17 protein-coding genes and 1 other annotated feature are annotated in these 24,404 nt (G+C 28.2%); of the genes, 12 read left to right on the plus strand and 5 right to left on the minus strand.

Features of this window, described 5'->3' with window-relative positions:
* Positions 1-55 precede the first annotated feature (55 nt).
* Entirely contained in the window at positions 56-1,180 is a 1,125-nt protein-coding gene (locus NWE74_RS17380; RefSeq protein ID WP_258244230.1) for a peptidylprolyl isomerase, read from the plus strand.
* A gap of 171 nt (positions 1,181-1,351) precedes the next feature.
* Here NWE74_RS17380 and NWE74_RS17385 read toward each other — a convergent pair whose 3' ends face one another.
* A complete protein-coding gene (locus NWE74_RS17385) occupies positions 1,352-2,899 on the minus strand; it encodes a nitrite/sulfite reductase (protein ID WP_258244231.1) in 1,548 nt (515 codons plus the stop codon).
* A 559-nt stretch (positions 2,900-3,458) separates the two neighbouring features.
* On the opposite strand from NWE74_RS17385, the gene NWE74_RS17390 reads away from it, so the two are divergent.
* The 3 genes from NWE74_RS17390 to eam all read left to right on the plus strand — a co-directional run bounded on the left by NWE74_RS17390 (position 3,459) and on the right by eam (position 6,902).
* On the plus strand, positions 3,459-5,057 hold the full coding sequence (locus tag NWE74_RS17390) for a hypothetical protein (protein WP_258244232.1): 1,599 nt from the start codon (positions 3,459-3,461) through the stop codon (positions 5,055-5,057).
* A 60-nt stretch (positions 5,058-5,117) separates the two neighbouring features.
* Positions 5,118-5,324 (plus strand): hypothetical protein, encoded by a 207-nt coding sequence (locus NWE74_RS17395; protein ID WP_258244233.1) that lies wholly within the window; start codon positions 5,118-5,120, stop codon positions 5,322-5,324.
* A 312-nt stretch (positions 5,325-5,636) separates the two neighbouring features.
* Positions 5,637-6,902, plus strand: a complete 1,266-nt coding sequence (gene eam, locus NWE74_RS17400; protein ID WP_258244234.1) for a glutamate 2,3-aminomutase — start codon at positions 5,637-5,639, stop codon at positions 6,900-6,902.
* A 350-nt stretch (positions 6,903-7,252) separates the two neighbouring features.
* Here the strand turns inward: eam and NWE74_RS17405 are convergent, their stop codons facing one another.
* Together NWE74_RS17405 and NWE74_RS17410 are read right to left on the minus strand one after the other, a co-directional pair.
* Positions 7,253-7,624 carry a hypothetical protein gene (locus NWE74_RS17405; protein WP_258244235.1) on the minus strand — a complete coding sequence of 124 codons (372 nt, stop codon included), beginning with the start codon at positions 7,622-7,624 and terminating at the stop codon, positions 7,253-7,255.
* A gap of 399 nt (positions 7,625-8,023) precedes the next feature.
* Complete coding sequence (locus tag NWE74_RS17410) at positions 8,024-9,124, minus strand: AI-2E family transporter (protein ID WP_258244236.1); 1,101 nt, start codon at positions 9,122-9,124, stop codon at positions 8,024-8,026.
* A 225-nt stretch (positions 9,125-9,349) separates the two neighbouring features.
* Between NWE74_RS17410 and cspBA (NWE74_RS17415) the strand changes: the two genes are divergently transcribed.
* The 5 genes from cspBA (NWE74_RS17415) to NWE74_RS17435 are packed head-to-tail and all read left to right on the plus strand — an operon-like array spanning position 9,350 to position 19,808.
* Positions 9,350-12,691 carry a bifunctional germination protease/germinant receptor pseudoprotease CspBA gene (cspBA, locus tag NWE74_RS17415; protein ID WP_258244237.1) on the plus strand — a complete coding sequence of 1,114 codons (3,342 nt, stop codon included), beginning with the start codon at positions 9,350-9,352 and terminating at the stop codon, positions 12,689-12,691.
* 13 nt (positions 12,692-12,704) lie between these two features.
* Positions 12,705-14,393 (plus strand): bile acid germinant receptor pseudoprotease CspC, encoded by a 1,689-nt coding sequence (gene cspC, locus NWE74_RS17420; RefSeq protein WP_258244238.1) that lies wholly within the window; start codon positions 12,705-12,707, stop codon positions 14,391-14,393.
* A 55-nt stretch (positions 14,394-14,448) separates the two neighbouring features.
* Positions 14,449-17,850 (plus strand): bifunctional germination protease/germinant receptor pseudoprotease CspBA, encoded by a 3,402-nt coding sequence (gene cspBA, locus NWE74_RS17425; RefSeq protein WP_258244239.1) that lies wholly within the window; start codon positions 14,449-14,451, stop codon positions 17,848-17,850.
* A gap of 16 nt (positions 17,851-17,866) precedes the next feature.
* Positions 17,867-19,552, plus strand: coding sequence for a bile acid germinant receptor pseudoprotease CspC (cspC, locus tag NWE74_RS17430; protein ID WP_258244240.1), 1,686 nt, complete (start codon positions 17,867-17,869; stop codon positions 19,550-19,552).
* Positions 19,553-19,604: 52 nt separating this feature from the next.
* Positions 19,605-19,808: a DUF3787 domain-containing protein gene (locus NWE74_RS17435; protein WP_334292573.1), complete on the plus strand. Its 204-nt coding sequence runs from the start codon at positions 19,605-19,607 to the stop codon at positions 19,806-19,808.
* A gap of 149 nt (positions 19,809-19,957) precedes the next feature.
* Here NWE74_RS17435 and NWE74_RS17440 read toward each other — a convergent pair whose 3' ends face one another.
* Together NWE74_RS17440 and NWE74_RS17445 are read right to left on the minus strand one after the other, a co-directional pair.
* Complete coding sequence (locus NWE74_RS17440; RefSeq protein ID WP_258244241.1) at positions 19,958-20,593, minus strand: DUF4397 domain-containing protein; 636 nt, start codon at positions 20,591-20,593, stop codon at positions 19,958-19,960.
* A gap of 69 nt (positions 20,594-20,662) precedes the next feature.
* On the minus strand, positions 20,663-21,058 hold the full coding sequence (locus tag NWE74_RS17445) for a hypothetical protein (RefSeq protein WP_258244242.1): 396 nt from the start codon (positions 21,056-21,058) through the stop codon (positions 20,663-20,665).
* A gap of 236 nt (positions 21,059-21,294) precedes the next feature.
* On the opposite strand from NWE74_RS17445, the gene NWE74_RS17450 reads away from it, so the two are divergent.
* From NWE74_RS17450 to asnS, 3 genes are all read left to right on the plus strand, one after another.
* A complete protein-coding gene (locus NWE74_RS17450) occupies positions 21,295-21,474 on the plus strand; it encodes a hypothetical protein (RefSeq protein ID WP_258244243.1) in 180 nt (59 codons plus the stop codon).
* Between the two features lie 141 nt (positions 21,475-21,615).
* Positions 21,616-22,194: a DUF3885 domain-containing protein gene (locus NWE74_RS17455; RefSeq protein ID WP_258244244.1), complete on the plus strand. Its 579-nt coding sequence runs from the start codon at positions 21,616-21,618 to the stop codon at positions 22,192-22,194.
* A gap of 214 nt (positions 22,195-22,408) precedes the next feature.
* Positions 22,409-22,645: a binding site (T-box leader), on the plus strand.
* Between the two features lie 144 nt (positions 22,646-22,789).
* Positions 22,790-24,190 (plus strand): asparagine--tRNA ligase, encoded by a 1,401-nt coding sequence (gene asnS, locus NWE74_RS17460; RefSeq protein ID WP_258244245.1) that lies wholly within the window; start codon positions 22,790-22,792, stop codon positions 24,188-24,190.
* Positions 24,191-24,404 lie beyond the last annotated feature (214 nt).

Consider the following 24,404-nt stretch of genomic DNA (forward strand, 5'->3'; position numbering starts at 1 on the left):
ATATAATGTAAAATTATTATAATGTAATAATAAATAAAATATTAAGGAGGCATAAATGTCAGAAGAAAAAAACTTAAAGCCAAATAATGAAGAAGAAGTGAAAATAAACCAAGAAGAGGTTAATAATGTTCATGAAAATGATACAGAAGAAGTAATGAAAGAAACTGAAAATATTGAATCGAAAGAATTAAAAAAAGATAATAAAAGTACTAAAGCAATAGTTATAGGGGCTATAGTTGGAGTATTATGCTTAGGAGCAGGATATACGGTCGGTAAAGATACAGGAAGAAAATTGCCGGCGACACATAAAAGCTATGGTAGTAAGGTAATAGCTACTGTAGGAGATACAAAAATAACAGAGAAAGAACTTAGCGGTAGAATGCAGCCTTTATTCTATTTAAACGGAAAAACTGAAATGGCAAGTGATCAAGTAAAAGCTTATGAAGAAAGTATGATTGATTATATGACTACAACAGAGGTGTTATATTTAGAAGGTAAGAGTGAAAAAATGACAGCTACTAAAGAAGAGGTTGATTCTGAATATACTAATTTAATGTCGAGCATAACACAACAATTCGGATTATCAGAAGAAGATTACTTAAAACAATTTAAGCTTACTAAAGAAGATGTTAGAAAAGATGTGGAAAAAGAAGTAATAGCAATGAAATATATGAAAAAAGCTTCAGAAGTATCAGAAAAAGAAGCTAAAAATTACTATGATAAAAATAAGGACGAGTTCTTAAAAGTAAGAGCATCTCATATATTAATACAAAATACAGGCTCAGATGGTAAAGAAGTAAGTGCAGATCAAAAGAAAAAGAATAAAGAAAAAGCCGAAGAAATATTAAAGAAAGCTCAAAGTGGTGAAGATTTTGCTGAGTTAGCTAAAAACTACTCTCAAGATTCAAGTGCTGAAAATGGTGGAGATTTAGATTTCTTTGGAAAAGGACAAATGGTAGAACCTTTTGAAAAAGCAGCATTTTCACTTAAAGTAGGAGAGGTTAGCAAAGATGTTATAGAAAGTCAATTTGGATATCATATAATCAAAAAGACTGATGAAAAACAAGAAGATTTTGATACTATAAAAAATGATTTAATAACTAAATTATCTTATGAAAAACAAAATAATGTTGTAGATAACTTAGTAGAAAAATATAATGTTGATGTAAAAGATAGATAATACATAAAAAGAGTTATTCTTAGGATTAATTAAAAAATGGAGATAACTCTTTTTTATAAGAAATTAAATATATCACAATTTATTTATATATAAACCTTAACTATAAATTTACTTTAGATTGAAAAATGCTAATACTTATTTGAGTATTAGCATTTTTTAGTATATAACAAGTTATATTTTATATTTATCTATTATTTCATTTAGTTCTTTTGGACATGAGTTAGCCCAGTCATAAAAATCTTTTGGGGCTACTTCACATATTTTATAAAGAACTTCAGGTAAATCACTAGCTTTAAAATCACCTAATGATTTACCTAATTTAGTTTTTCCAATTTCAAAGCTACCACCAACAGTAAGCTCAAATGCATCAGTTGATACACCATCTATGTTTTTCTTTTTACCACATAGACCTATGCTACTTACTTGATGTACTCCACATGAATTTGGACATCCAGAGATGTGAAGTTTAGGCGCTCTATTTAGAATATCCTCATTATTTTGAGATCTAAAGTAATCTATTATTTCGTTTAGCATTTTTTGACTGTTTTGTATACCCATTTGGCATATAGGAACACCTATACAAGATACACTTTGCTCTAAATGAGAGTTACAAGTCATAGTTTTACTAACTTCAAGCATTCTTTTAGCTTCATTTCCATCTAAGTTTAATATATATAATCCTTCAGTCATCCCAAGTCTTATCATAGGATTTTTAACTTTATCTAATTCATTAAGTAAAACTTTTAAATCTTTAAGATATAACTGGCCTCCTATTGGGTGTATATAAACTGTATATAAACCATCTTGCTTTTGAGGAATTAACCTAGGATCACATAAATCAATTTTACATCCTGGTTTAGAATAATCAATTGGATCAACATTTAGGCATAAACCATCTTTTTCTTTAACTTTGGCACAGTATTCTTTGAATTTTTCTAAGAATTCTTCTTCACCAAGTTTTTCTACCATATATCTAACTCTAGCTTTGTTCTTATTTTCATAGTTTCCTTCAGCCATAAATAACTCTATCATACCTTGAACGCAATAAAGTGCATCTTTAGGTTTTATAACTTCATCAAGTTCTAAAGCTACTTTAGGATTTTTACCTAAACCACCACCTAAGAAAACTCTAAAGTATGGTTCATTATCCTTCATTGTTGCAACAAAACCTAAATCTTGTATACTACAATGAGCTGCATCAGTATAGCTACTAGAATAAGAAACTTTTAATTTTCTAGGTAAATGATATGTAGTAGAATTTTTTATAAAATATTTATCAGTAGCAATTGCATAAGGTGTTACATCAAATACTTCCTTAGGATCAACACCTGAAAGTGGAGATAATCCTACATTTCTAGGGAAGTTTCCACCGCCACCTCTAGTAAATATATCATTTTTTATTCCTTCTTCCATAACATCTACTATAGAATCTATAGAAAGGTCATGAAGTTGTATTGCCTGTCTTGTTGTTAAGTGTATTTTTTCAAGTTTATGATTAAGAGCCATTTTATATATTTTATTAAGTTGAGATTTAGATAAAACACCTGCAGACACCCTAAGTCTTATCATAAATGATTTTAAATCTCTTTGTGCATAAACTCCATATCCGCCAGAAAAGCCTTTATATGCCATTTTATTTATTTCGCCATTTAGTAATTTCAAAGATTGTTCTTTGAAGTTAGGGAACTCGTTTAATAATAATTCTTTAAATTTATCCATTTTTCCACCTCATTAAAGTTTTGCTATACTATTATATTATTTACCGTAAATTGTAAAAATATAATAAATACAGTACTAAATTTAAAAATCAAAATATTAATATATCTATCTTGATTTAAGTATAATACTTTACCTACAATTGGTAAAATTGATATAATAAATAATTATCATTAAATAAAATAATGATTTATGTTAAAATGAAAATGTTATTAATTGTAAATAATTGTTAGAAAATAAGATTAATTGATTGTCAAAAATTTCATTGAAAATTCTTTTATAAAAATAAAAGAGAGGTTTTATTTTTATAGTTATTTCTATATAATAAAGCTAATGATTAGATTCTATGGGTTTTGAGTATAATCTAAATGAAAAAATAAATAGATTTACTTTTATAAAAATTCATGCAATTAAAATCAACTAGTATAAATATTTATAATGAAATTTAAAATATTTTTTATTAAAATGTCTAAAATTAAGCTAGTTAATTTGGAGGATATTTATATAAAAATAAGGAATTAAATTAAAGGTAAAACGAATAGTCATAAAAGGATGTGATTAGATGAGATTTACACCAGATAAAAAGCAAATTAAGCTTTTTATAATAATATCTATACCAATACTAATCATAACTCAGTATTACCTTTTTAAATTTGGGATTTTACGGCCTATGGTTAGGGGAGTAGAGTTAAAGATTTCTAAAGGCGATTATGTTGAGGATATAGACCAATTTGTAATGAAACTAAATGAAGAGGTAACTTTATCTAGTGGAGATTATATTTATATACCTACATATGCTAAAAAACCTAATATTTGGTTTAATGTATTAGATAATAAGAAAGTAACTAAAATAAAAGAAGGTAATAAGCTTGTAGCGCTTAAAGAGGGAACATCTTCAATTGCTATAATGAAAAATTCAAGAGCATTGAGAAAAGTAAATATAAAAGTTGTAAACCCTAAAGTACAAAAACTATTAGTAGAGCCTGAAAACAGCTTGGTATATGTAGGAGATAAATCCAAAATAAATACAGTTATAGAGGTTGATTATAATAGATTTAAAGAAAAGGAAAAAGCAACATACGAAAGTTCTGATGAAAATGTGGTGAAAATAAGTGGGAATAAATTAGAAGCGGTAGGTGTTGGAAGAGCAACTGTAACTGTAAAGGCACAAGATAAAGAAGAAAAATTACGTTATAATATACGTGCAAAAGTAGCTCATATTGATATAGAAGATACTATAGAAATAGGAATAGGAGAAAGTAAACAGTTAAATCCTAGTATTATAACAAGCCCCAAAGGGCTAAAGCCACCGAAAGTTGAATATCAATTATTAGGTAGAAAGTTATCTGTAGAAAGAAGCATCGCTTTAGATGAGAGAAATGGAACAATTCAAGGTATACGATCTGGAAAAGAAAAAGTTAAAATAACTTGTGACAATAAAGAGAAAGTAGTTACTATAAAAGTAACCAATAAAATTTCATCAGATAATAAAATTAAAAACTTAAGACATAGTCACCAAATAGTAGGAAATAAATTGAGAATATTCCTGGAATGGGATTATTTAGACGGAATATTTGATTATGACGTATATCTGAAAAATAACTCATTGGAAGAAAGTAATTACAAAATAGTAAAAAATGTAAAAATAAAAGAAGATAACATTAAAACTAATAAAAAGGTATCAACGACTATAGAAGTAGATTTAGTAAATGGAGAGCTTCCAGATATTAATATATATGTTGTTGGTAAATCTAAAGACTTTACAACAGGACCAAGTAATATAATAAGCATTAAGCCGCAACAAACTGATATACAAAATTTATCAGTCAAAAATTTATCTGTTTACGTAGATAAAGAAAATAAAGTTGCAAGGTTTACTTGGGATGATATAGGAATTGAAGGAGCTCAATATAGTATATTTGTAAAAAATAACTTATTAGGTAACAGTGGATATGAATTACTTGAAAGTAATATTGGATCAAATGAGTATACTATGAATCTTAGCGACTCAAGTGTAGACTTAGAATTCTATGTAAGAGCTAATAAGGATGATAAATACTCAGGAAAAAGTAATATTGTAAATATTAAATTTGATTCAAATGAAGATAATTCTGGTGGAGAAGAAGAAAACAAACCAGCTGAGGACACTCCAATAGAGTAATAAAGTAGTATATATACACATATAAGTATATATATACTGTATTTTAGGGGAGATGTTATATTGAGACGAAGATATGAAAAAATAAATCTAGCATGTAAAGACTTAGCTGAAGAAGCTTATAAAGCATACACAGGAAAGAAAGACTATAAAAGAGCTTTGGAAATCTACACAGTACTTTCAACGTATACGTGTATACCAGAAGATATATCTAATTTCTCTAAAAATATGATGGCTAGGTTAAGCAAGAAAATAGAAGAAAATACTTAAGATTAAGAAAGAGTATATATGTTAAATTGCATATATGCTCTTTTTATTTTTTAAAATATTAAAATAAATGATAAAATATTGGTTTAATAAATTTTATTAAACATCTAATATTAAGAAATTAATAGTAAAAAACGTATATAAGCATTGAAAAATGACACTTTATATGTTATTATATATTTTAATATAAAATGAATTTGCAAGATTGTATTCAGTAACGAATAAATATATTCTAATTTTAGAACATATCTAAATAAAAATACTGCATAAGGAGAGGGGGAAATACTAAGAAAATTCTTAGTATTAAAGTGACTTATGAACAAGCAAAAAGAAATATCATTACAAAGGGCAAAAGAACTTAAATCAAGAATTGAAGATTATACTAAAATAAAGTCATCAATTTCAAAAGGAATAGAAAAGCAAGATGAAATTAATAAAAGAAAACAACATATATTAAGTATATTAGGTGCAACAGAAGAAGACTGGAGTAACTATAAATGGCAATTATCAAATAGAATAACAGAGGTAGATACATTGTCAAAAATACTTAATTTAACAGAAAAAGAAATAGAGCAAATAAGAAAAGTACAAAGTCAATTTAGATGGGCAATATCACCATACTATTTAAGCTTAATTGATTCAGACGACTCATATGATCCAATAAAGCTAATGTCAATACCATCATATATAGAATTAGATGATTCAATCGAAGATTTAGATCCAATGGGAGAAGAATTTACAAATCCAGCAGGAAGCATTACAAGAAGGTATCCAGATAGATTAATAATAAATGTTACAAATGAATGCGCGATGTATTGTAGACATTGCCAACGAAGAAGAAATATCGGACAAGAAGATTGTCATAGAACAAAAAAAGTTATACAAGAGTCAATCGATTATGTTAGAAACAACGAGGAAATAAGAGATGTACTTGTAACTGGGGGAGACCCATTAACATTAAATGATGAAATGTTAGAGTGGATAATTAGTGAACTAAGAAGTATAAATCATGTTGATTATATAAGATTGGGTAGTAGAACTTTAGTTACAATGCCTCAAAGAATAACAGATGAATTCTGTGAAATGATTAAAAAGTATCATCCTATATATATAAATACACACTTTAATCATCCAATGGAAGTAACCGAAGAAACTAAAAACGCTTGTGAAAAGTTAGCTAACAATGGAGTTCCATTAGGAAATCAAGCTGTACTTTTAAATGGTGTAAATAATGATAAATATGTTATGAGATGCTTAAACCATGAATTATTAAAAATAAGAGTAAGACCATATTATATATTCCATAGCAAACATGTAAGAGGAACGACTCATTTTAATACATCGGTAGATGCAGGACTTGAAATAATGGAATATTTAAGAGGTTATACATCAGGTATGGCGATACCAACTTATATAATAAATGCACCTAAAGGAAAAGGAAAAACTCCACTGTTACCACAATATTTAATATCAAAAGGCACAGATTATATAATGATAAGAACATGGGAAGGTGAAGTTGTAAAAGTTGAAGACAAGCCAGCTGTAGATATAAAGCAGGCAATAGATAATATTATAAAATAAATTAAAGGAATGGCTTATAAGTCATTCCTTATTTATTAAACAAATCGATCTGTTCTTTCAAGATTAGTTCATCAAGTTTTTGACTAACAAGAAGAACTTCTCGAGTTAATCCGAATTTTAAAAACATTTCCCCTAAATGATTTTGTAAGTCATATCTCTTAAGCGTATCCGAGTCAACGTCAATGGATCCAACATCAGAATTGACCATAAATTTATTTCCCCCTTTTAACTTGATAAATATATAGGTCTGGTACTATAATTTAAAAAGATTTAAATTAGAATACTTATTAAATTTATACGGATAGACTATTATTTGACTTTATACTTTTGAAAGTAAATTAAGCAAAAATTTAGTTATTTTTAGTTTCTCCAACTAGTTCAAGATATCCACTAGGATGGAAGAAGTAAATACTACATGTATTTTTATCTACAAAGTATCCTATATCAGTATCAACATCTGGTAAGAAAACATAGCCTTGAAGATTTTTTTCTTTTAATGCTTTAAATTGGTTAGCATCTCCTTGATATATGTATTTTACTTTATTATTATATTCTAAAAGAAGTTTTTCAGCCTCTTCTTTAGTCAATTGTTTGTGTGAAACAGATTTTGTATGCTTAATTTTATTATATTTATGTTGTGATGCAAATGCTGTTTGAGAAATTGGCATAGCTAAGCATGTACATGTAAGTAGTAGTACTGGAAATATAAGTTTTCTTTTCATAATACACATCCTTAATATTTATAGTTAGATACTAAATTTTTAACTAAAACTTAGTTATAAATTTAATAGTATCTAATCTTAAATATTAACAAAATAGTTCAAAATTATAACAATAAAAGAATATTTTTTAGTATAAGAAAATTATGATTACTTTACAAATATAGATAAGTGAATTAACATTATTTATATCAATGAGCTTTTCGTAAATAAATGATAGGGATTAGGCATTGTATTAAGAAATAATATTTTAAGCAATTAATGAAATCATTGGTGATATGAAGCATAGAGATTACTTAATAGATTAAAATACGTAAGGATTTGTTATTAAAATAAAAATTTATAAACGTAAAAAGCCTTCTAATTAAACTATAATGTAGAAGACTTTTTATATAATTAATATTAATCAATTTCAAAGTTCATATTTTTATGCTTAAATTCTATGTATTCACCAAGATATATTTTTACAACACCCATTATAGGAACTGATAAAATCATACCTGGAATACCAAAGAATCCACCACCTACAGTAACTGCAAGTATTGTTAAAAATGGACTAAGTCCTAATTGTCCCCCTACTATCTTAGGTTCAATTACAGCAACTTCTAATTGTTGAACTAAAAGTAGATAAACAAGTGAGAATAATGCGATTTTAGGGTCATAGAATGAGTTTATTATAACTACAGGTGTCATACCTATTACTGGTCCAAAGTATGGTATTAAATTCATAATACCAATTAAAGTACCAAATAATAAAGCATACTTAGACTTTAAGAAATAAAGACCTATAGCAGATAATAAACCAACAATAAATGAGTCTAATATCTTCCCAGTAAAGTATTTACCTATATTAGTATTTAGAGTATGACCTACATCTAAAGTTAATTTTGCATATTTTTCGCCCAATGTTATATAAAGTACTTTTTTATAAAAATTAAAGAACGTTTCTTTTTCTAAAATTATATAAAAACAAATTATAAACGCTAAAACAAATTGAACAATAAATTTAGATATAGAGAATGTTGTATTAAATATTTGACCAATATACCCTATAAGGAAATTACCTATCTCAGGCATAGCAGACATAATTTTATCTCCTACCTCTTTTAAAGTCTTAGGATCAACATTTTTTAAGCTATTACCTAAATCAATAAAGAAAGATTGTGTTTTTTCTACATACAGTGGGAATTGGCTCACCATATCAGCAATACTACTTATTATTATAGGTGCTGTAAATAAAATAAATGAACCTATTAGTAAAATTAAAAAACCATATGTAATAAGTAAAGCAAAAATTCTTTTAATATTTAATTTATCTTCTAAAAAACTCACAATAGGATTAAAAATATATGCTAATACAAATGCAATCACAAAAGGAGTCAAAAGAGATAAAAGTAAACCAAATATTCCAAAGAAGTATTCATAGCTATCTATAACCTTTATTAAAAGATATGATATAACAACTGTTATAACAACACTTAGATGAAATTTTTTATCCTTCAACGCAACACATCCCTTTCAATTCAGATTATCGATTAAAAATATTAAATTCAATCAATATATGTATTATACAATAAAAATATTAATATTTCCTACATATAATTAATATTTATAAATAAAATACTTAAGAAAAAATATTCATTAAAGTTCAAGAATAATTTTAGAAGATATAAATAAAATAAATATTTAAAACATAAATTTAAAATATATGCACTGTATATTTTATATGTGGAGGAGAGGATTAAAATAGAGTATGAGGTTGTAGTTAAGTATCACGGAGATATATTAGTTTTAGAGTCAAAGTTAAATGTATCAGTAGAACTGTTAGGATGTAACTTTGCAATTATAACTGCAAAGTCCCAAGAGACTCTAGGTGAGCTATTAAGTTACCCTCAGATTGAACATATAGAAACACCTATTGTATTAGATGCACAAGATATAGAAAGTTTCACAAGTACAGGTATAGTAAGTTTTAAACAAAACACAAACTTAACTGGGAGTGGGGTCATACTTGGAATAATTGATTCAGGAATTGACTATAGATTACCTCAATTTAAAGATAAAGAAGGTAAATCAAAAATACTTTATTACTGGGATCAGTGCATAGAAGGGAATCCCCCTGAAGGATTTAAAGCTGGAACTTTATACAACAACAATGATATAAATGAATCTCTAGAGGGGAAAAATATAATACCTATATCGAAAACTAGTAAACATGGAACACATATTGCTGGTATAAGTGCTGAAATTGCTCCAGAGGCAAATCTAATAGTTGTAAGAGTTGGTAAAAATAATGATTGTTTAATTGCAAAAAGTACAGATTTTATGAGATCAATAGAATTTATATTAACAAAATCTAAAGAACTTAATATGCCTGTTGCATTAAATATAAGTTATGGAAGTAGCGAAGGTGCGCACACAGGTACGACTTTATTTGAACAATATATAAATCAAATGAGTTCTTATTGGAAGACTAATATTATAGTTGCAGCTGGAAATAACGCAAATAAAGGAAGACATAAGAATATTACAATTAAAGATAAAATAAGTAAAACAGAAGTAGAATTTGTTGTAGGTCAAAATGAAAAAACATTAAATATAAACATATGGCCAGATTTTGCAGATAATTTTTCTGTTTATTTAGTAAGTCCTTCAAACCAAAGTACTAAACCTATTTCATTAACCTCAGGTGAAATTAAAAATATTATAGATAATACAAAGATAAAAGGATTTTACTTCTCAGTACCTCCAGATCAATTGATCAGAAGGCTTATAATACAATTAAGTTCAGACGAATATATAATGCCTGGCGTATGGAAAATAATTTTTTCTCCTATAACTGTTATTACGGGCAACATAGATATATATTTATCAGAGGTTGAACGATTGAGCAAAGATACTAAATTTATATCACCAACTAAAAAATTAACAATAACTCTTCCTGCAAGCGCAAAGCAAGTATTTACAATAGGAAGCTATAATACAAAGACAGATTTAGTTTCTGAATTTTCTGGTCAAGGAGATATAGAAAGATGTATGTTCAAACCAGATTTATTAGCTCCAGGAGAAGGTGTAACTTTACTATTACCTGGTGGTGATGGAGAGGCACTAAGTGGAACTAGTATATCAGCAGCTCATGCTACAGGTATTGTGGCCTTGATGTTTCAATGGGGAATAGTACAAAAAAATGATGAAACTTTATATGGACAGAAACTAAAAGCATTTTTTATTAGAACGGCTAGAAGAAAAAGTAATATTCAATATCCTAGCAATGCCTCAGGATATGGATATATGTATATATCATATACAAATTTAGATATTATAATAAAAATAAACAAAGAGAATTTAATGTATAGAAAGAAAAAAAAAAACAAACTAAAAAAAGATTATAAATATGCAAGGCAGTTGTTAAAGGGAATTGAGCAACTTCAGGTTGGATTTAATTTAATACATGGCCCAGGACTAGAAGAAGCACTTAGTAAATTAGAAGCAATATATAAATATTTTAAAATATCTGATACCTTTGGAATCGTATTTACCAATCCGTCAAACTTATGGTATATAGATGAAGTTTTAACACTTGGCAATATAAAAAGATCAGAGTATTTTGCAAGGTTGGCAAAAATGAGTGAAGTAAAGCAGGGAACTACAGGTGGTACAGTGGCCTTAGAAGATATAGGTGCTAATTATTTTAAAAATAATCCAAATGTATCTATAACGGGCAAAGGGGTATTTATAGCAATAATAGACTCGGGAATAGATTATTTACATGAAGATTTTATATATCCAGATAGAACTAGTAAAGTAGCATTTTTATGGGATCAATCTAAAGATGGAAACCCACCTAATGGATTTGCAATCGGAACAGAATACACAAGAGAAGATATTAATAAAGCTATACAAAGTAGTGATGCCACTTTATCTGTAGATGAGGAAGGTAGTGGAACAATGCTAAGTGGTATTTGCGCTGGTCTAGGAAATTTAAATAAGGAATATACAGGTGTAGCAGAAGATGCAGAATTAATAGTTATAAAAATGAGGAAAATTAATGGCTATTATAATAATGCAATGTTGTATGCTGCTATAGAATATATAACTCAAAAATCATTAGAACTAAGAACACCTGTTGTAATAAATATTTCAATGGGAACTAATAATATGGTTCAACTTAACTCAAGAGTGATAGAAGAAAGAACTTTTTTTACAAGAGGTGTATGCCTTATAGCGGCTACAGGCAATGAAGGGAACGCTCAAACTCATACATCAGGTCAAATGAAATTTAAAGAAGATATTCAAGAAATAGAAATAGAAATAGCAGAAGATGAGCCATTATTAGAAATACAAGTTATAGTAAGTAGACCTGATAAAATTAAAGTAGGTGTAGTTTCACCATCTAATGAAGTTAGTAGATTATTAGAAGTATCAAATTATAATGAAATATCAGGTCTATTTGATTTAGAAGGTACTGAATATTTAATAACATATATATATCCAACTTTATACTCTGGTCAACAGCAAGCTACTATTACATTACTTAATGTAACTAAAGGAATTTGGAAATTACGATTAGTAGGTCAATATATAACTAATGGAAAATATGAAGTGTATTTGCAAAATAGAGTTTTTTTAAAACCAGGAACGAAATTTAGAGATCCAGATTCACAAAATACAATAAATTATCCAGCTGTATATGAAGATATAATTAGCGTTGGCGCTTATGATACTAAAAATAATACTCTGTGGCCACAATCATCAAAAGGACCTACTGTAGAAGGCTCATTAAAGCCAGCTATAGTAGCACCTGGAGTTGATATTATAGCACCTTATCCAGGAAATAAATATGGAACTATAACAGGCACATCTGTAGCTGCAGCATATACATGTGGTGCAGTGGCTCTTTATTTTCAATATACTTTAGTAGATAGAAGATATATGAATAGAGGATTTGTACAACAAATAAGAACATATTTAAGAGCAGGAGCTAAAAGAAGTGTAAATATTAGTTATCCAAATTATGGATATGGATATGGTTTGCTAAATATAAAGGGTGTATTTGACCAGTTAAGGTAATGGAGGTGTATATATGGAAAGAGCATATCTCATAGTTTACCAAAGTAGTAAAGAGGAACTTGAAAGTACTTTAAAATCTAATGGGATAGATAAATATATAATTTTAAATAGTCAAATTGCAAGTGTTTATTTGCCATTAACCTTCAGAGAAGAAAAATTAAATAATATAGATGTAATATCTTGGTGGCAAAGATCTAGTCCTATGAGTTCATTAATACAAATAAATGAAGGCATAGAAGGTGGCGACTCAGTATCAGCAGCATCAGGAATTGACTTTATATATAATAATCCATATCTTAATATTACTGGAAAAAAAACAATAATTGCGATTATAGATTCTGGAATAGATTATTTGCATCCAGATTTTATGACTAAGGATGGAACAAGCAAAATTTTAGCAATATGGGATCAAACTAAAGAGGGAACTCCACCAGATGGATGTTTATTTGGTAGTAAGATTACTAGAGATGATATAAATAAAGCAATAACGGAAAATGACTCTTCATTGACTGAAGACAATGTTGGTACTGGAACAATAGCAGCGGGTATAGCTTGTGGTAGAGGAACTTTAAATTCAAATTATAGTGGTATAGCAATAGATAGTGAACTTGTAGTTGTTAAACTAAAAGAATATAAAAATAGATTTGATAATGGAAAAAGAAATTATCAGTCGGCTGATTTTTTAGCAGCAATAAAGTTTGTTGAAGATATATATAAATCAGAGGACCAAAAAAAGAATATAGTAATAAATATGACTGTAGGAAAAGCATCAGTTTCTTCTGTAGAGGCATCATTTTTAGATACATTTTCTTATTTACGCAACTCAGGCGTAATTGTAGTTGGGGGGGCTGGGAATGAAGCAAATACAGATATACATTATCATGGAGTTATGCAAAGTACAGATGTCTACCAAGATATAGTTATTCAAGTTGGAAATCAACGAAATTTAGAGTTATATATATATGTTACTGGACCGGATAAAGTTAGAGCGCTATTAATATCACCATCAGGAGAGCTAAGTTATGAAATAGTTTATGCCCCAGATAACTATGCATATACAGGTAGATTTAACTTAGAAAATACATCCTACGAAATGCAATTTGTATATCCTTGGATAGAAACAGGATCACAAAAATTATTTATGGATCTTTATGATATAAAACCAGGTGTATGGATTTTAAGATTAAAACCAGAATTTATAATAAATGGAATTTATGATGTTTATCTTCCAAATAAAAATTTAATATCTGAAAATACACGTTTTTTAGATCCTCAATCAACTGAAACTATAACATCTTATGGTGTTATAGAAAATGTAATTACAATAGGTACATTTAATAATAAAACAGATAGTATTTGGATAGGATCGTCAAAAGGTCCTGTCAATGGATGGAGAATAAAACCGGATATAGTAGCTCCGGGGGTTGATATAATAGCACCATATATTAATCAAAGTTATAATAAGGCAACGGGAACAGGGGTTAGTAGTTCGATGGTGAGTGGTGTATTAGCTATTTTAATGGACTATATAACACAGCAGAGCATATTTAGCAGAAGATCTATGTATACCCAAGTTTTAAAAACATATTTAATGTTAGGAGCTACTAAACCAGAAACTTACGTATTTCCCAATATAGTCCAAGGATTTGGAATTTTAGATTTAAAACAAACGTTAAAAGCAATTTCAGAAATTTTAGAGTAATAAAATTAATATATTACTTTAAATCAAAAAATTATAAAGAAAGGAGGAAGCAGATATGGATTATGAAGTTGTAGTTAAATATAATGGAAATATACTTAGGATCAGAGATGAACTGGAAGTATCTATAGAACTTTTAGGATATAATTATGCAATAATAATTGCAGATACTGAAGAAAAAATAAATAGATTATTAGAATATGAGGAAATTGAATATGTAGAAAAACCATTTATATTAGAAACTCAAGATACTCAGAGTTTTTCAGCAACTGGAATAACTAGATTTAAACAAAGATATAATTTGACCGGAAAAGGAACAATACTAGGTGTTATAGATTCAGGTATAGATTATACTTTGTCACAATTTAGAGATAAAGATGGTAACTCTAAAATACTGTATTATTGGGACCAATCAATAGGGAGTAATCCACCACAAGGGTTTAATGAAGGTACTTTATATACTAATGAAGATATAAACAAAGCAATAAAAGGAGAGATTAATATACCAATATCTACAACAAGTAGCCATGGCACTCATGTAGCTGGTATTTGTAGCCAAATAGCACAAGAGGCTAGAATGATAGTTGTAAGAGTTGGAAGAAGGCAGACAGATTCTTTTTCAAAAAGTACAGAATTTATGAGAGCTATTAAATTTGTACTAGATAAAGCACTAGAATTAAAAATGCCAATATCTATAAATATAAGCTATGGTAGTAATGAAGGATCTCATAAAGGTTTATCATTATTTGAACAATATATAGATGAAATGGCTGGATTTTGGAAAAATAATATTTGTGTAGCATCTGGAAACAACGCAGATAAGGGCGGCCATAAAAATATAAATATAAAAGGTTCAGAAAAATTTGAAGTTGAATTTATAGTAGGACCAAATGAAAAATTATTAAATATTAATATATGGCCAGACTATATAGACAATTTTTATGTATATTTAATAAGCCCATCAAACAAGCAAACGCAATCAATATCTTTAACTTCTGGAGAAGTAAAAAATGTTATAGATCAGACAAGAATAAAGGGGTATTTTTATCCTATACCTCCATACTCACTAATAAGAAGAATAACAATTCAAATGAGTTCAGTTGAATATATAAATCAAGGAATTTGGAAAATTGTATTTATACCAATAGATGTTATTTCAGGAAATGTTAATATATACTTGCCAACATCAGAAGGACTGAGTAAAGAAACAAGATTCGTTAGCCCTACAAAACGAGCTACTGTAACTGTTCCAGGAACAGCTAGCAAAGTTATAACTGTAGGGAGTTTTAACTCTAGAACAGATAATGTATCTATATTTTCTGGAGAGGGAGATATAGAAAATGGGATTTATAAGCCCGATTTATTAGCACCAGGAGAAGACATTGTATCTGTTTTACCAGGAGGAAACACAGGTGCATTAACCGGAACAAGTATGGCAACACCCCATGTGACAGGATCAGTAGCTCTTTTGATGGAGTGGGGAATAGTTAATAAAAATGATTTATATTTATATTCTCAAAAAATGAAAGCATTGTTAACTAAACATGCAAGGCGTACTACTGGAAATACCTATCCGAACAACTCAATGGGCTATGGATTTTTAGATTTATCTCAAATAAGTTTAACAACAATACAAAGTATAAATCAAGAGGAATACTACAGATCTACTAAAAAAACTAAAAAAAAAAGAAAAATAACAAAAAATAAAAACATAAAAAAATATAAAAGAACACCTGAGGAAGATATAGGTAAACAAACAAATGATGAAAATAAAATTACAATTCCTTTTGATTTAAAAGATGTATTTAAGCATGGTATTTTAGGTGGAATAAATATACTCCATAAACCTGAATTTGAAGATGAATTTAAAAAGTTAAATACAGGATATTATTTATATAAAATAAATGAGAGTTTATGCGTAGTGTTTATAATTGGATCAAATTTAGATAATATAGAACATATAATGGCTTTAAAATCTGTAATATCAGTAGAGCCGTTTACAAAAATAGCATTACTATCAAAGGTTGAACAAGGAACAACACAAGCAGTATCAGTATTAGAAGATATAGATGCAACTTTTTTTAAAAATAATCCCAATATAGTCGTAAATGGAAGAGGTGTTGCTATAGCCATTATAGATAGCGGTATAGATTATCTACATGATGCTTTTATATATCCTGATGGAACATCTAAAATTCTTTATCTATGGGATCAAACTAAAGAAGGAAATCCTCCAAAAGGATACTATATAGGAACAGAGTATACAAGAGATCAAATTAACGAAGCTATTAAAAATAAAGATGCCACATTATCAACTGATGAAGAAGGCAGTGGAACTATGCTAAGTGGAATATGTTCTGGATTGAAAACTGTAAATGGTGATTATGAAGGGATAGCTGAAGAATCTGAATTAATAGTTGTCAAATTAAATAAAATAGGAAAGTATTATAACAATGCGACATATTTTGCAGCGGGGATGTATGTTTATGAAAAAGCACAAGAACTAGGAATGTCTTTGGTAATAAATGGGTCTTTGGGTAGCAATGATTTAGTTGCTATTACACAAAGAGTATTAAGTAAAACTACATTTTTTACACAAGGAATATGCGAGGTAAGAGGTGCTGGAGATGAAGGAAATACCCAAACACATACATCAGGACGGATAAATTTTAATGGAGAAGAAAAAATAGTAGAATTAGAATTATCAGAAGATGAGGAGCGTATAGATATACAGCTATGGGTAACTAGACCTGATAAGATAAATGTAGGTATATTATCCCCAAGTGGAGAAGTTAGTAAGATGCAGCCTGTATCTAATTATAGTATAATTACTGGTAAATTTGATTTTGAGTCCACACAATATATAATAAATTATATTTATCCAACGACATATTCGGGTCAGCAGCAAGCTAACATAACTTTAATAAATGTAAAAAAGGGAATTTGGAAAATTAAATTAGTAGGAGAATATATAACTAATGGTATGTATCAGATGTATTTACCAAATAGAGTATTTATAAAAAATGGAACAAAATTTAGAGATGTAGATCCAAATTACACTATAAATTATCCGGCTACACTAGAAGATATTATAACTGTTGGTGCATATGATACTATAAATAATAGTTTGTGGCCAACATCTTCTAGAGGACCTAATATAAATGGAATGTCAAAGCCAGATGTAGTCGCACCAGGAGTTAAAATTATAGCTCCATACCCTGGTAATAAGTATGGAAATATAACAGGTACAGCGGCGGCAGCGGCACAAGTAACTGGAGCTGTAGCTCTTTTTATGCAATATATCTTAGAGGAAGATAATTACCCAGATAAAGCTTTTGTACAAAAGATAAATACTTTTGTCAAGGCAGGAGCAGTAAAGAATAAAAATATAAATTATCCGAATGAAAATTATGGATATGGTTTATTAAACATAAAGAATATGTTTGAGCAATTAAAATAGAGAGGTTGTTTATATTATGAGCAAATCATATCTAGCAATTCCTAAAGGTAATATTTTTAAAATGGAACAAGACTTAAAAAAATATGAGACCATGAAATATGTTATTTTAAATGACCAATTAGCAGTCATATATGTTAATGATGATTTTGAAGAAAAAAACTTAAATAGCATAAAAACTATAGCATGGTGGCAACGATCGGCACCTATGAGTACATTAATTGAGATAACAAATAATGTAAAACAAGGTCAAAGTGTTACAATAGCAGCAGGCACAGATTATGTGTATACTAATCCATATTTAACATTAAGTGGAAAAAAAAATACAATAGTAATAATTGATTCAGGAATAGATTATTCTCATCCAGATTTTATAAATGAAGATGGAACAAGTAAAATTATAGCTATTTGGGATCAAAATTTAGAAACTGGAAAATCTCCAGAGGGCATATTTTTTGGAACTGAATTTAAGAGAGATGAAATAAATAAAGCGTTAAAAAATAAAGATGATAGTTTAACTAAAGATACCATAGGAACAGGAACAATAGCAGCAGGAATATGCTCTGGATATGGAAATAAAATTCCAGAATTCAAAGGTGTGGCGATAGATAGTGAGTTATTAATAATAAAATTAAAAGAGTACAAAGATACTTACCGTGAAGGAAAAATAAATTATCAGCAATCTGATTTTTTGGCTGCTATAAAATATGCAATAGATATATGGAAGAAACAAGATAATCAGATGATTATAAATTTGACAGTTGGATTAAGATCTTCCGCAATAATGCTTGCAACATTTCTAGATTCGTTTTCAGATTTAAAACAATCTGGAATCATAGTAGTTGGAGGGGCTGGAAATGAAGGCAATACAGATATACACTATGAAGGTAACGTGAAAGGTATAAATGATAATCAAGATATTATAATACAAGTTGGAGAGCAGATAAATCTAGACATAGTATTATGCACAACTGGACCTGATAAAATAAGTGCATCATTAATATCTCCATCAGGAGAGCTAAGCTATATTATTCAATATTCTCCTGAATATTATTTATATAGAGGGCGATTTAATATAGAAGATACAAAATATGAGATGAGGTTTGTATATCCATGGTTAGAAACTGGAAATCAGGAATTAGTTATAAACTTAATTGATATAAAGCCTGGGATATGGACTTTGAGAATATTACCTGAATATATAGTAAATGGAGATTACGACATATATTTACCAAATAAAAACCTTATATCTACTGAAACAAGATTTATAGATCCTAATTCAAGTTCAACTATAACATTGTGTGCAACTACAGAAAATATAATTACTATAGGTTGCTATAACGATAAGACTGATAGCATATGGATAGGATCTTCAAAAGGGCCTGTTAAAAATAGAATGATAAAGCCTGATATTGTTGCTCCAGGCGTTGATATAATAGCTCCATTTAAAAATAAATCGTATAATACGGCAACTGGAACTGGAGTAAGTACGTCTGTAGTTTGTGGTGTAATATCATTACTTTTAGAATATTTTAAAACACAGAGCTTTTATAGTAAGATATCTTTATTTACAGAGACGATAAAAACATATTTAATGTTAGGTGCAAGTAAAAAAGATATATATATATATCCAAATATTTCTAGTGGGTATGGAAAGCTGGATTTAAAGCAAACTATAATCCAAATTGCAAATAACCTTGAATAGGAAGTATTTTATGAGTATTATTGGTTAAAAATAATACAAAAGAAAAAAAGAGGTGATTATTTTGCAAAGTAAAAAAGCTAAAGCATTAAGTGGTGCTAATAACAAAAGACTTACTAAGCACAGACCAACAAATAATGCACAGACAGCTGCTTGGGCTGATATAGATAAGTTAAAGCCAGAAAGTAAAGTGTCAATACCATCTTTAAGTAATGTTGAAGAAGCTAAAGAGTGGGTTGATGACGGAAGTAGATTATAGATAAATAATATCTCTAAAAAAGCCTCAAAGTAAATAGATAAAATATCTAATACTTTGAGGTATTTTACATTTTTCAGCAACGGACGAAGTCGTTTGGCGACATGAAGTGTAGCTCCTATGCAGTGGTTTAAGTGAAGCGGATTTTTTATTTAATCTCTAACAACTGTATTTACAAATGCTGTGCCATCTCTTGATTGAAATACCTGGAAGTTTGCAAAATTACCTAGTAAATATAAAGAATATACTCTATCCACATTTACTGCTATTTGGTTACTTCTAAGAAGTCTGCCTGATTTTTCAAGTAAAATATCAAGAGTATAAATATTATAAGCAGGAATTTCAACATATTCTGTAACTTCTCTAAAATCCACTTTTGGAAAAGTCAATTCATCATTTAAATAAATATTTAATTCTGGTAAATTAGGCGATAAATGAATTATTCTAACTTTTGATAAATCTCTATTTTCTGATTCTTCTTTAGCTTCATCAATAAGTAATAATTCTAAATCTCCTTCATATCCAGTCATAGCTAGTGTAGACATTTTATCTCTTTGAATTTCTAAACTTGCTATTAGCATAGGATTTTCCCTAGTTCCTGCTTTAAATACAGTCACCTCATATGTTCCTTCGGGTACATATATATATGGTGTAAACTGAGTAAATAATATTCTATTAAAAAATAAACTATTATTAAAATAAATATCTACAGGTTTACCCCTAGGAACAGCATGTAAAAATCTAATTATTGAATAGTTTTCATTGTATACCCTTGAATCACTTTTCAAATTACTCTCCCCCTTAAATATTATGATTTACATATTATAATATTTAACAAACTGTTATTTTGATACTAATTATTCGCAAGGGACTGCAATATATGAACCTGATTGTACTTGATAGTCTTCAGATATAAGTCCTTCATTTTCCTTATAAACGACTTTCCTAAAATTTTCTATATCATCAATATTGTTATTATAAAGCCTTATAATGTCATCTAAAGTTTCACCAGATGAAACTAAGTGCTTAATTAAATGCCTATCTTTCATAATGCTTGCATAAGCTTTTTCATATGGCATTTCAGCTATGCTAGAAAATGCAGGAACATTTTCGACTAAGTAATCTACACTATTATCTAAGCAAGTTATATAATTATAAAAACTATCTCTAAATATATTTTTAAAAGAATCATCATCTTTAGTAGATGGAGCTATAAATGATAAAACAATTAGAAAGATTAGAAGATATTTCATAAAATTCACCTCCTAACTATGAGTATTGATTAAATATTAAAAAATAATCAAAAGGCAGTAATTTTTAATATTATATTTGGTAAAGTTTAAGGATTAAACGAATACTATAAATTAAATTTAATAAAATAAAAAAAATAATTTAATTTTAACTTTTTTGTTTAAAAAGTTAATTGTGGTGTATATATATTAATGTAAAAGACAACTTAGTTAAACAAAAATTTAGGAGGTATTTAGTTATGATAAAAGTATGTTCAATGTGTTCTGGAATGAGTATAGATGATTTAAAAAATGCACTATTAGGAAAAGAAGTAGAAGATATGTGTATAGGTGAATGCGGCAGTGAATTTGTAGGATATGTAGAAGATGACTTAGTAACAGCATCTTCACAAGAAGACTTCATAAAACAAGTTAATTAGTTAGAAAGGTAGCAAAATAAATATTTATTTTGCTACTTTTTTTATGTAAAATATTATTTATTAAAGTAAAAATAAATTTTTACTTTAATTTTTCTAAAATTTATTTTTAATATCTTAAAGTAATAAAAAGGGGGAAATAAAATGAATTCACTTAGAGAATATATTAAAAATGAATTTCCTATATTAAAACTTAAAGGTGAAGAGGGAAAACACATATTAACTATAGAATTATGTTATAAATATTTTACTGATGATAAAAGATATATAGGATATTGTTATAATAAGGCTCTTGAAATATTTGAAGATATTTATGAAAAAGACGATGATATTATACTTATAATGAATGTGTATGAAGAAAAAGATAATATAAATAAAGAGTCTGTAAGAATTAGAAACTATGTAAAAAATAAAAAACTTATAAAAAATTTAAATTGCATAACAATACAAGATAATGAAGAATATAATTTAGAAGATGATGAAAGGATTCTCCATTATTACTTACATTGTAAAGTAAATGATATAGATTATAAAAATCTAATATTACATTTATGTGGTCATGAAGTGGGTCTTAATGTAAAAAGTATGGGACACTATTTTATAATAAATAAAAATAAAAAAATATGTTATATCATGCTCGATGATAGATGTTTAGATTTAGCTTTTGAAAATGATATACAAAAAAAGAAATATAAAAGAAAATATAACAAAATATATAAATAAATATATTTAGTATAATATCATTTTTAGTTTATTATATAATTATACAAAATTGTATTATCAATGTTTTATTTAAAAAAAACAAGTAAAGGGTTAAAAAAATAAAAAATATGTATGGAAAATATAGCATAAAATAAGATAAAACTAAAAAAATAAAGCATTGACTTAAAAAATATAAGTTGGTATAATCTTCTTAAATAATTGAAATACTATTAATGCAAAGACTATGAAGAGAAGAGTAAATATAAAAGGTAGTTTTAGCGAATTGAGGATGGTGCAAGCTCAGTACGAAATTTATATTGAAGAACATCTCGGAGTCTCTAACCGAAATCAAATGAGAGTAGGCTTAGACGGGAGGTCCCGTTACAGACTGTAAGCAATGCTTAACTAAGAGGTCAAATATTTGGCAACTAGGGTGGTACCGCGAGAGAATAACAAGTCTTTCGTCCCTTTTTTATAGGGATGAGGGGCTTTTTTATTATATAAAGCTACATCCTTATACATCAAAACTAATATTTAAGAACTAAAAATCACATTCATAAAAAAATGTATATAAAATAGTTCGAAAAATTACTTAAATTAATGAGGAGGAATTAAAATGCAACAAGAATTTTTAACTGTAAAAGAATTATACAGAAGCAAAGAAGAGTACGTAGGAAAAACTGTAAAAGTAGCTGGATGGATAAGAACATCTAGAACATCTAAAAACTTCGGATTCATAGAATTAAATGACGGTAGTTTCTTTAAAAATATGCAAATAGTAATAGCTGAAGATAAATTAGAAAATTTCAAAGAAATAGGTAAATTACCAATAAGTTCATCAATATTAGTAGAAGGTGAATTAGTTTCAACAGAAGGTGCTAAGCAACCAGTTGAAATACATGCAACTAATGTAGTAGTAGAAGGTGAATCTGATAGTTCATACCCACTACAAAAGAAAAGACATACATTAGAATACTTAAGAACAATAGCTCACTTAAGACCAAGAAGTAACACTTTCTCTGCGGTATTCAGAGTAAGAAGTTTAGCAGCGTATGCTATACACAAGTTCTTCCAAGATAGAAACTTTGTATATGCACATTCTCCAATCATAACAGGAAGTGACTGTGAAGGTGCTGGAGAAATGTTTAGAATAACTACTATGGATTTACAAGACATCCCAACAACTGAAGAAGGAAAAATAGATTACTCTAAAGATTTCTTTGGAAAAGAAGCAAACTTAACAGTAAGTGGTCAATTAAATGCTGAAATAATGGCACTTGCATTTAGAAATGTTTATACATTTGGGCCAACTTTCAGAGCGGAAAACTCATTCACACAAAGACATGCATCAGAATTCTGGATGATAGAGCCTGAAATATGTTTTGCTGACTTAGAAGATAACATGGAATTAGCTGAAGACATGATAAAATACGTAATAAGCTACGTAATGGAAAATGCTCCAGAAGAAATGGAATTCTTCAATAGCTTCATAGATAAAGGATTATTAGAAAGATTAAACAATGTAGTAAATTCTGAATTTACAAGACTTTCTTATACAAAAGCTGTAGAAATGCTACAAGAATCAGGTCATGAGTTTGAATATCCAGTTAATTGGGGAGATGATCTTCAAACAGAGCATGAAAGATACTTAACAGAAGAGATATTCAAGGCTCCAGTATTCGTTACTGACTACCCAAAAGATATAAAAGCATTCTACATGAGAATGAATGAAGATGGAAAAACTGTTAGAGCTATGGACTTATTAGTTCCAGGAGTTGGAGAAATAGTTGGAGGATCTCAAAGAGAAGAAAGAGAAGATAAATTACTTGAAAGAATAGAAGAAATGGGATTAAACAAAGAAGATTACTGGTGGTACTTAGAACTTAGAAAGTTCGGAACAGCTACTCACTCAGGATTCGGATTAGGATTTGAAAGAATCATAATGTATATGACTGGTATGTCAAATATCAGAGACGTAATACCATTCCCAAGAACTCCAAAGAATGCAGAATTCTAATAAAGAATTTTAAATATAGACCACACCCTTTAAAGGGTGTGTTTTTTTACGTTTAAGGATTTAGAATATGTTAATAATTACTGTAGCTGAGTGATGTCATACATTGTGTCTAGCGTAAAAAATGATATTTTAAGAGCAATGGACGAAGTCGTTGGCTCTATGAGCGAAGCGAATATAAAATTAATTAAATATGATAAAAGTATTTAAAATGTAG

Origin of the sequence: Romboutsia lituseburensis (genome assembly GCF_024723825.1) — a bacterium.
Classification (GTDB): Bacteria; Bacillota; Clostridia; order Peptostreptococcales; family Peptostreptococcaceae; genus Romboutsia_F; species Romboutsia_F lituseburensis_A.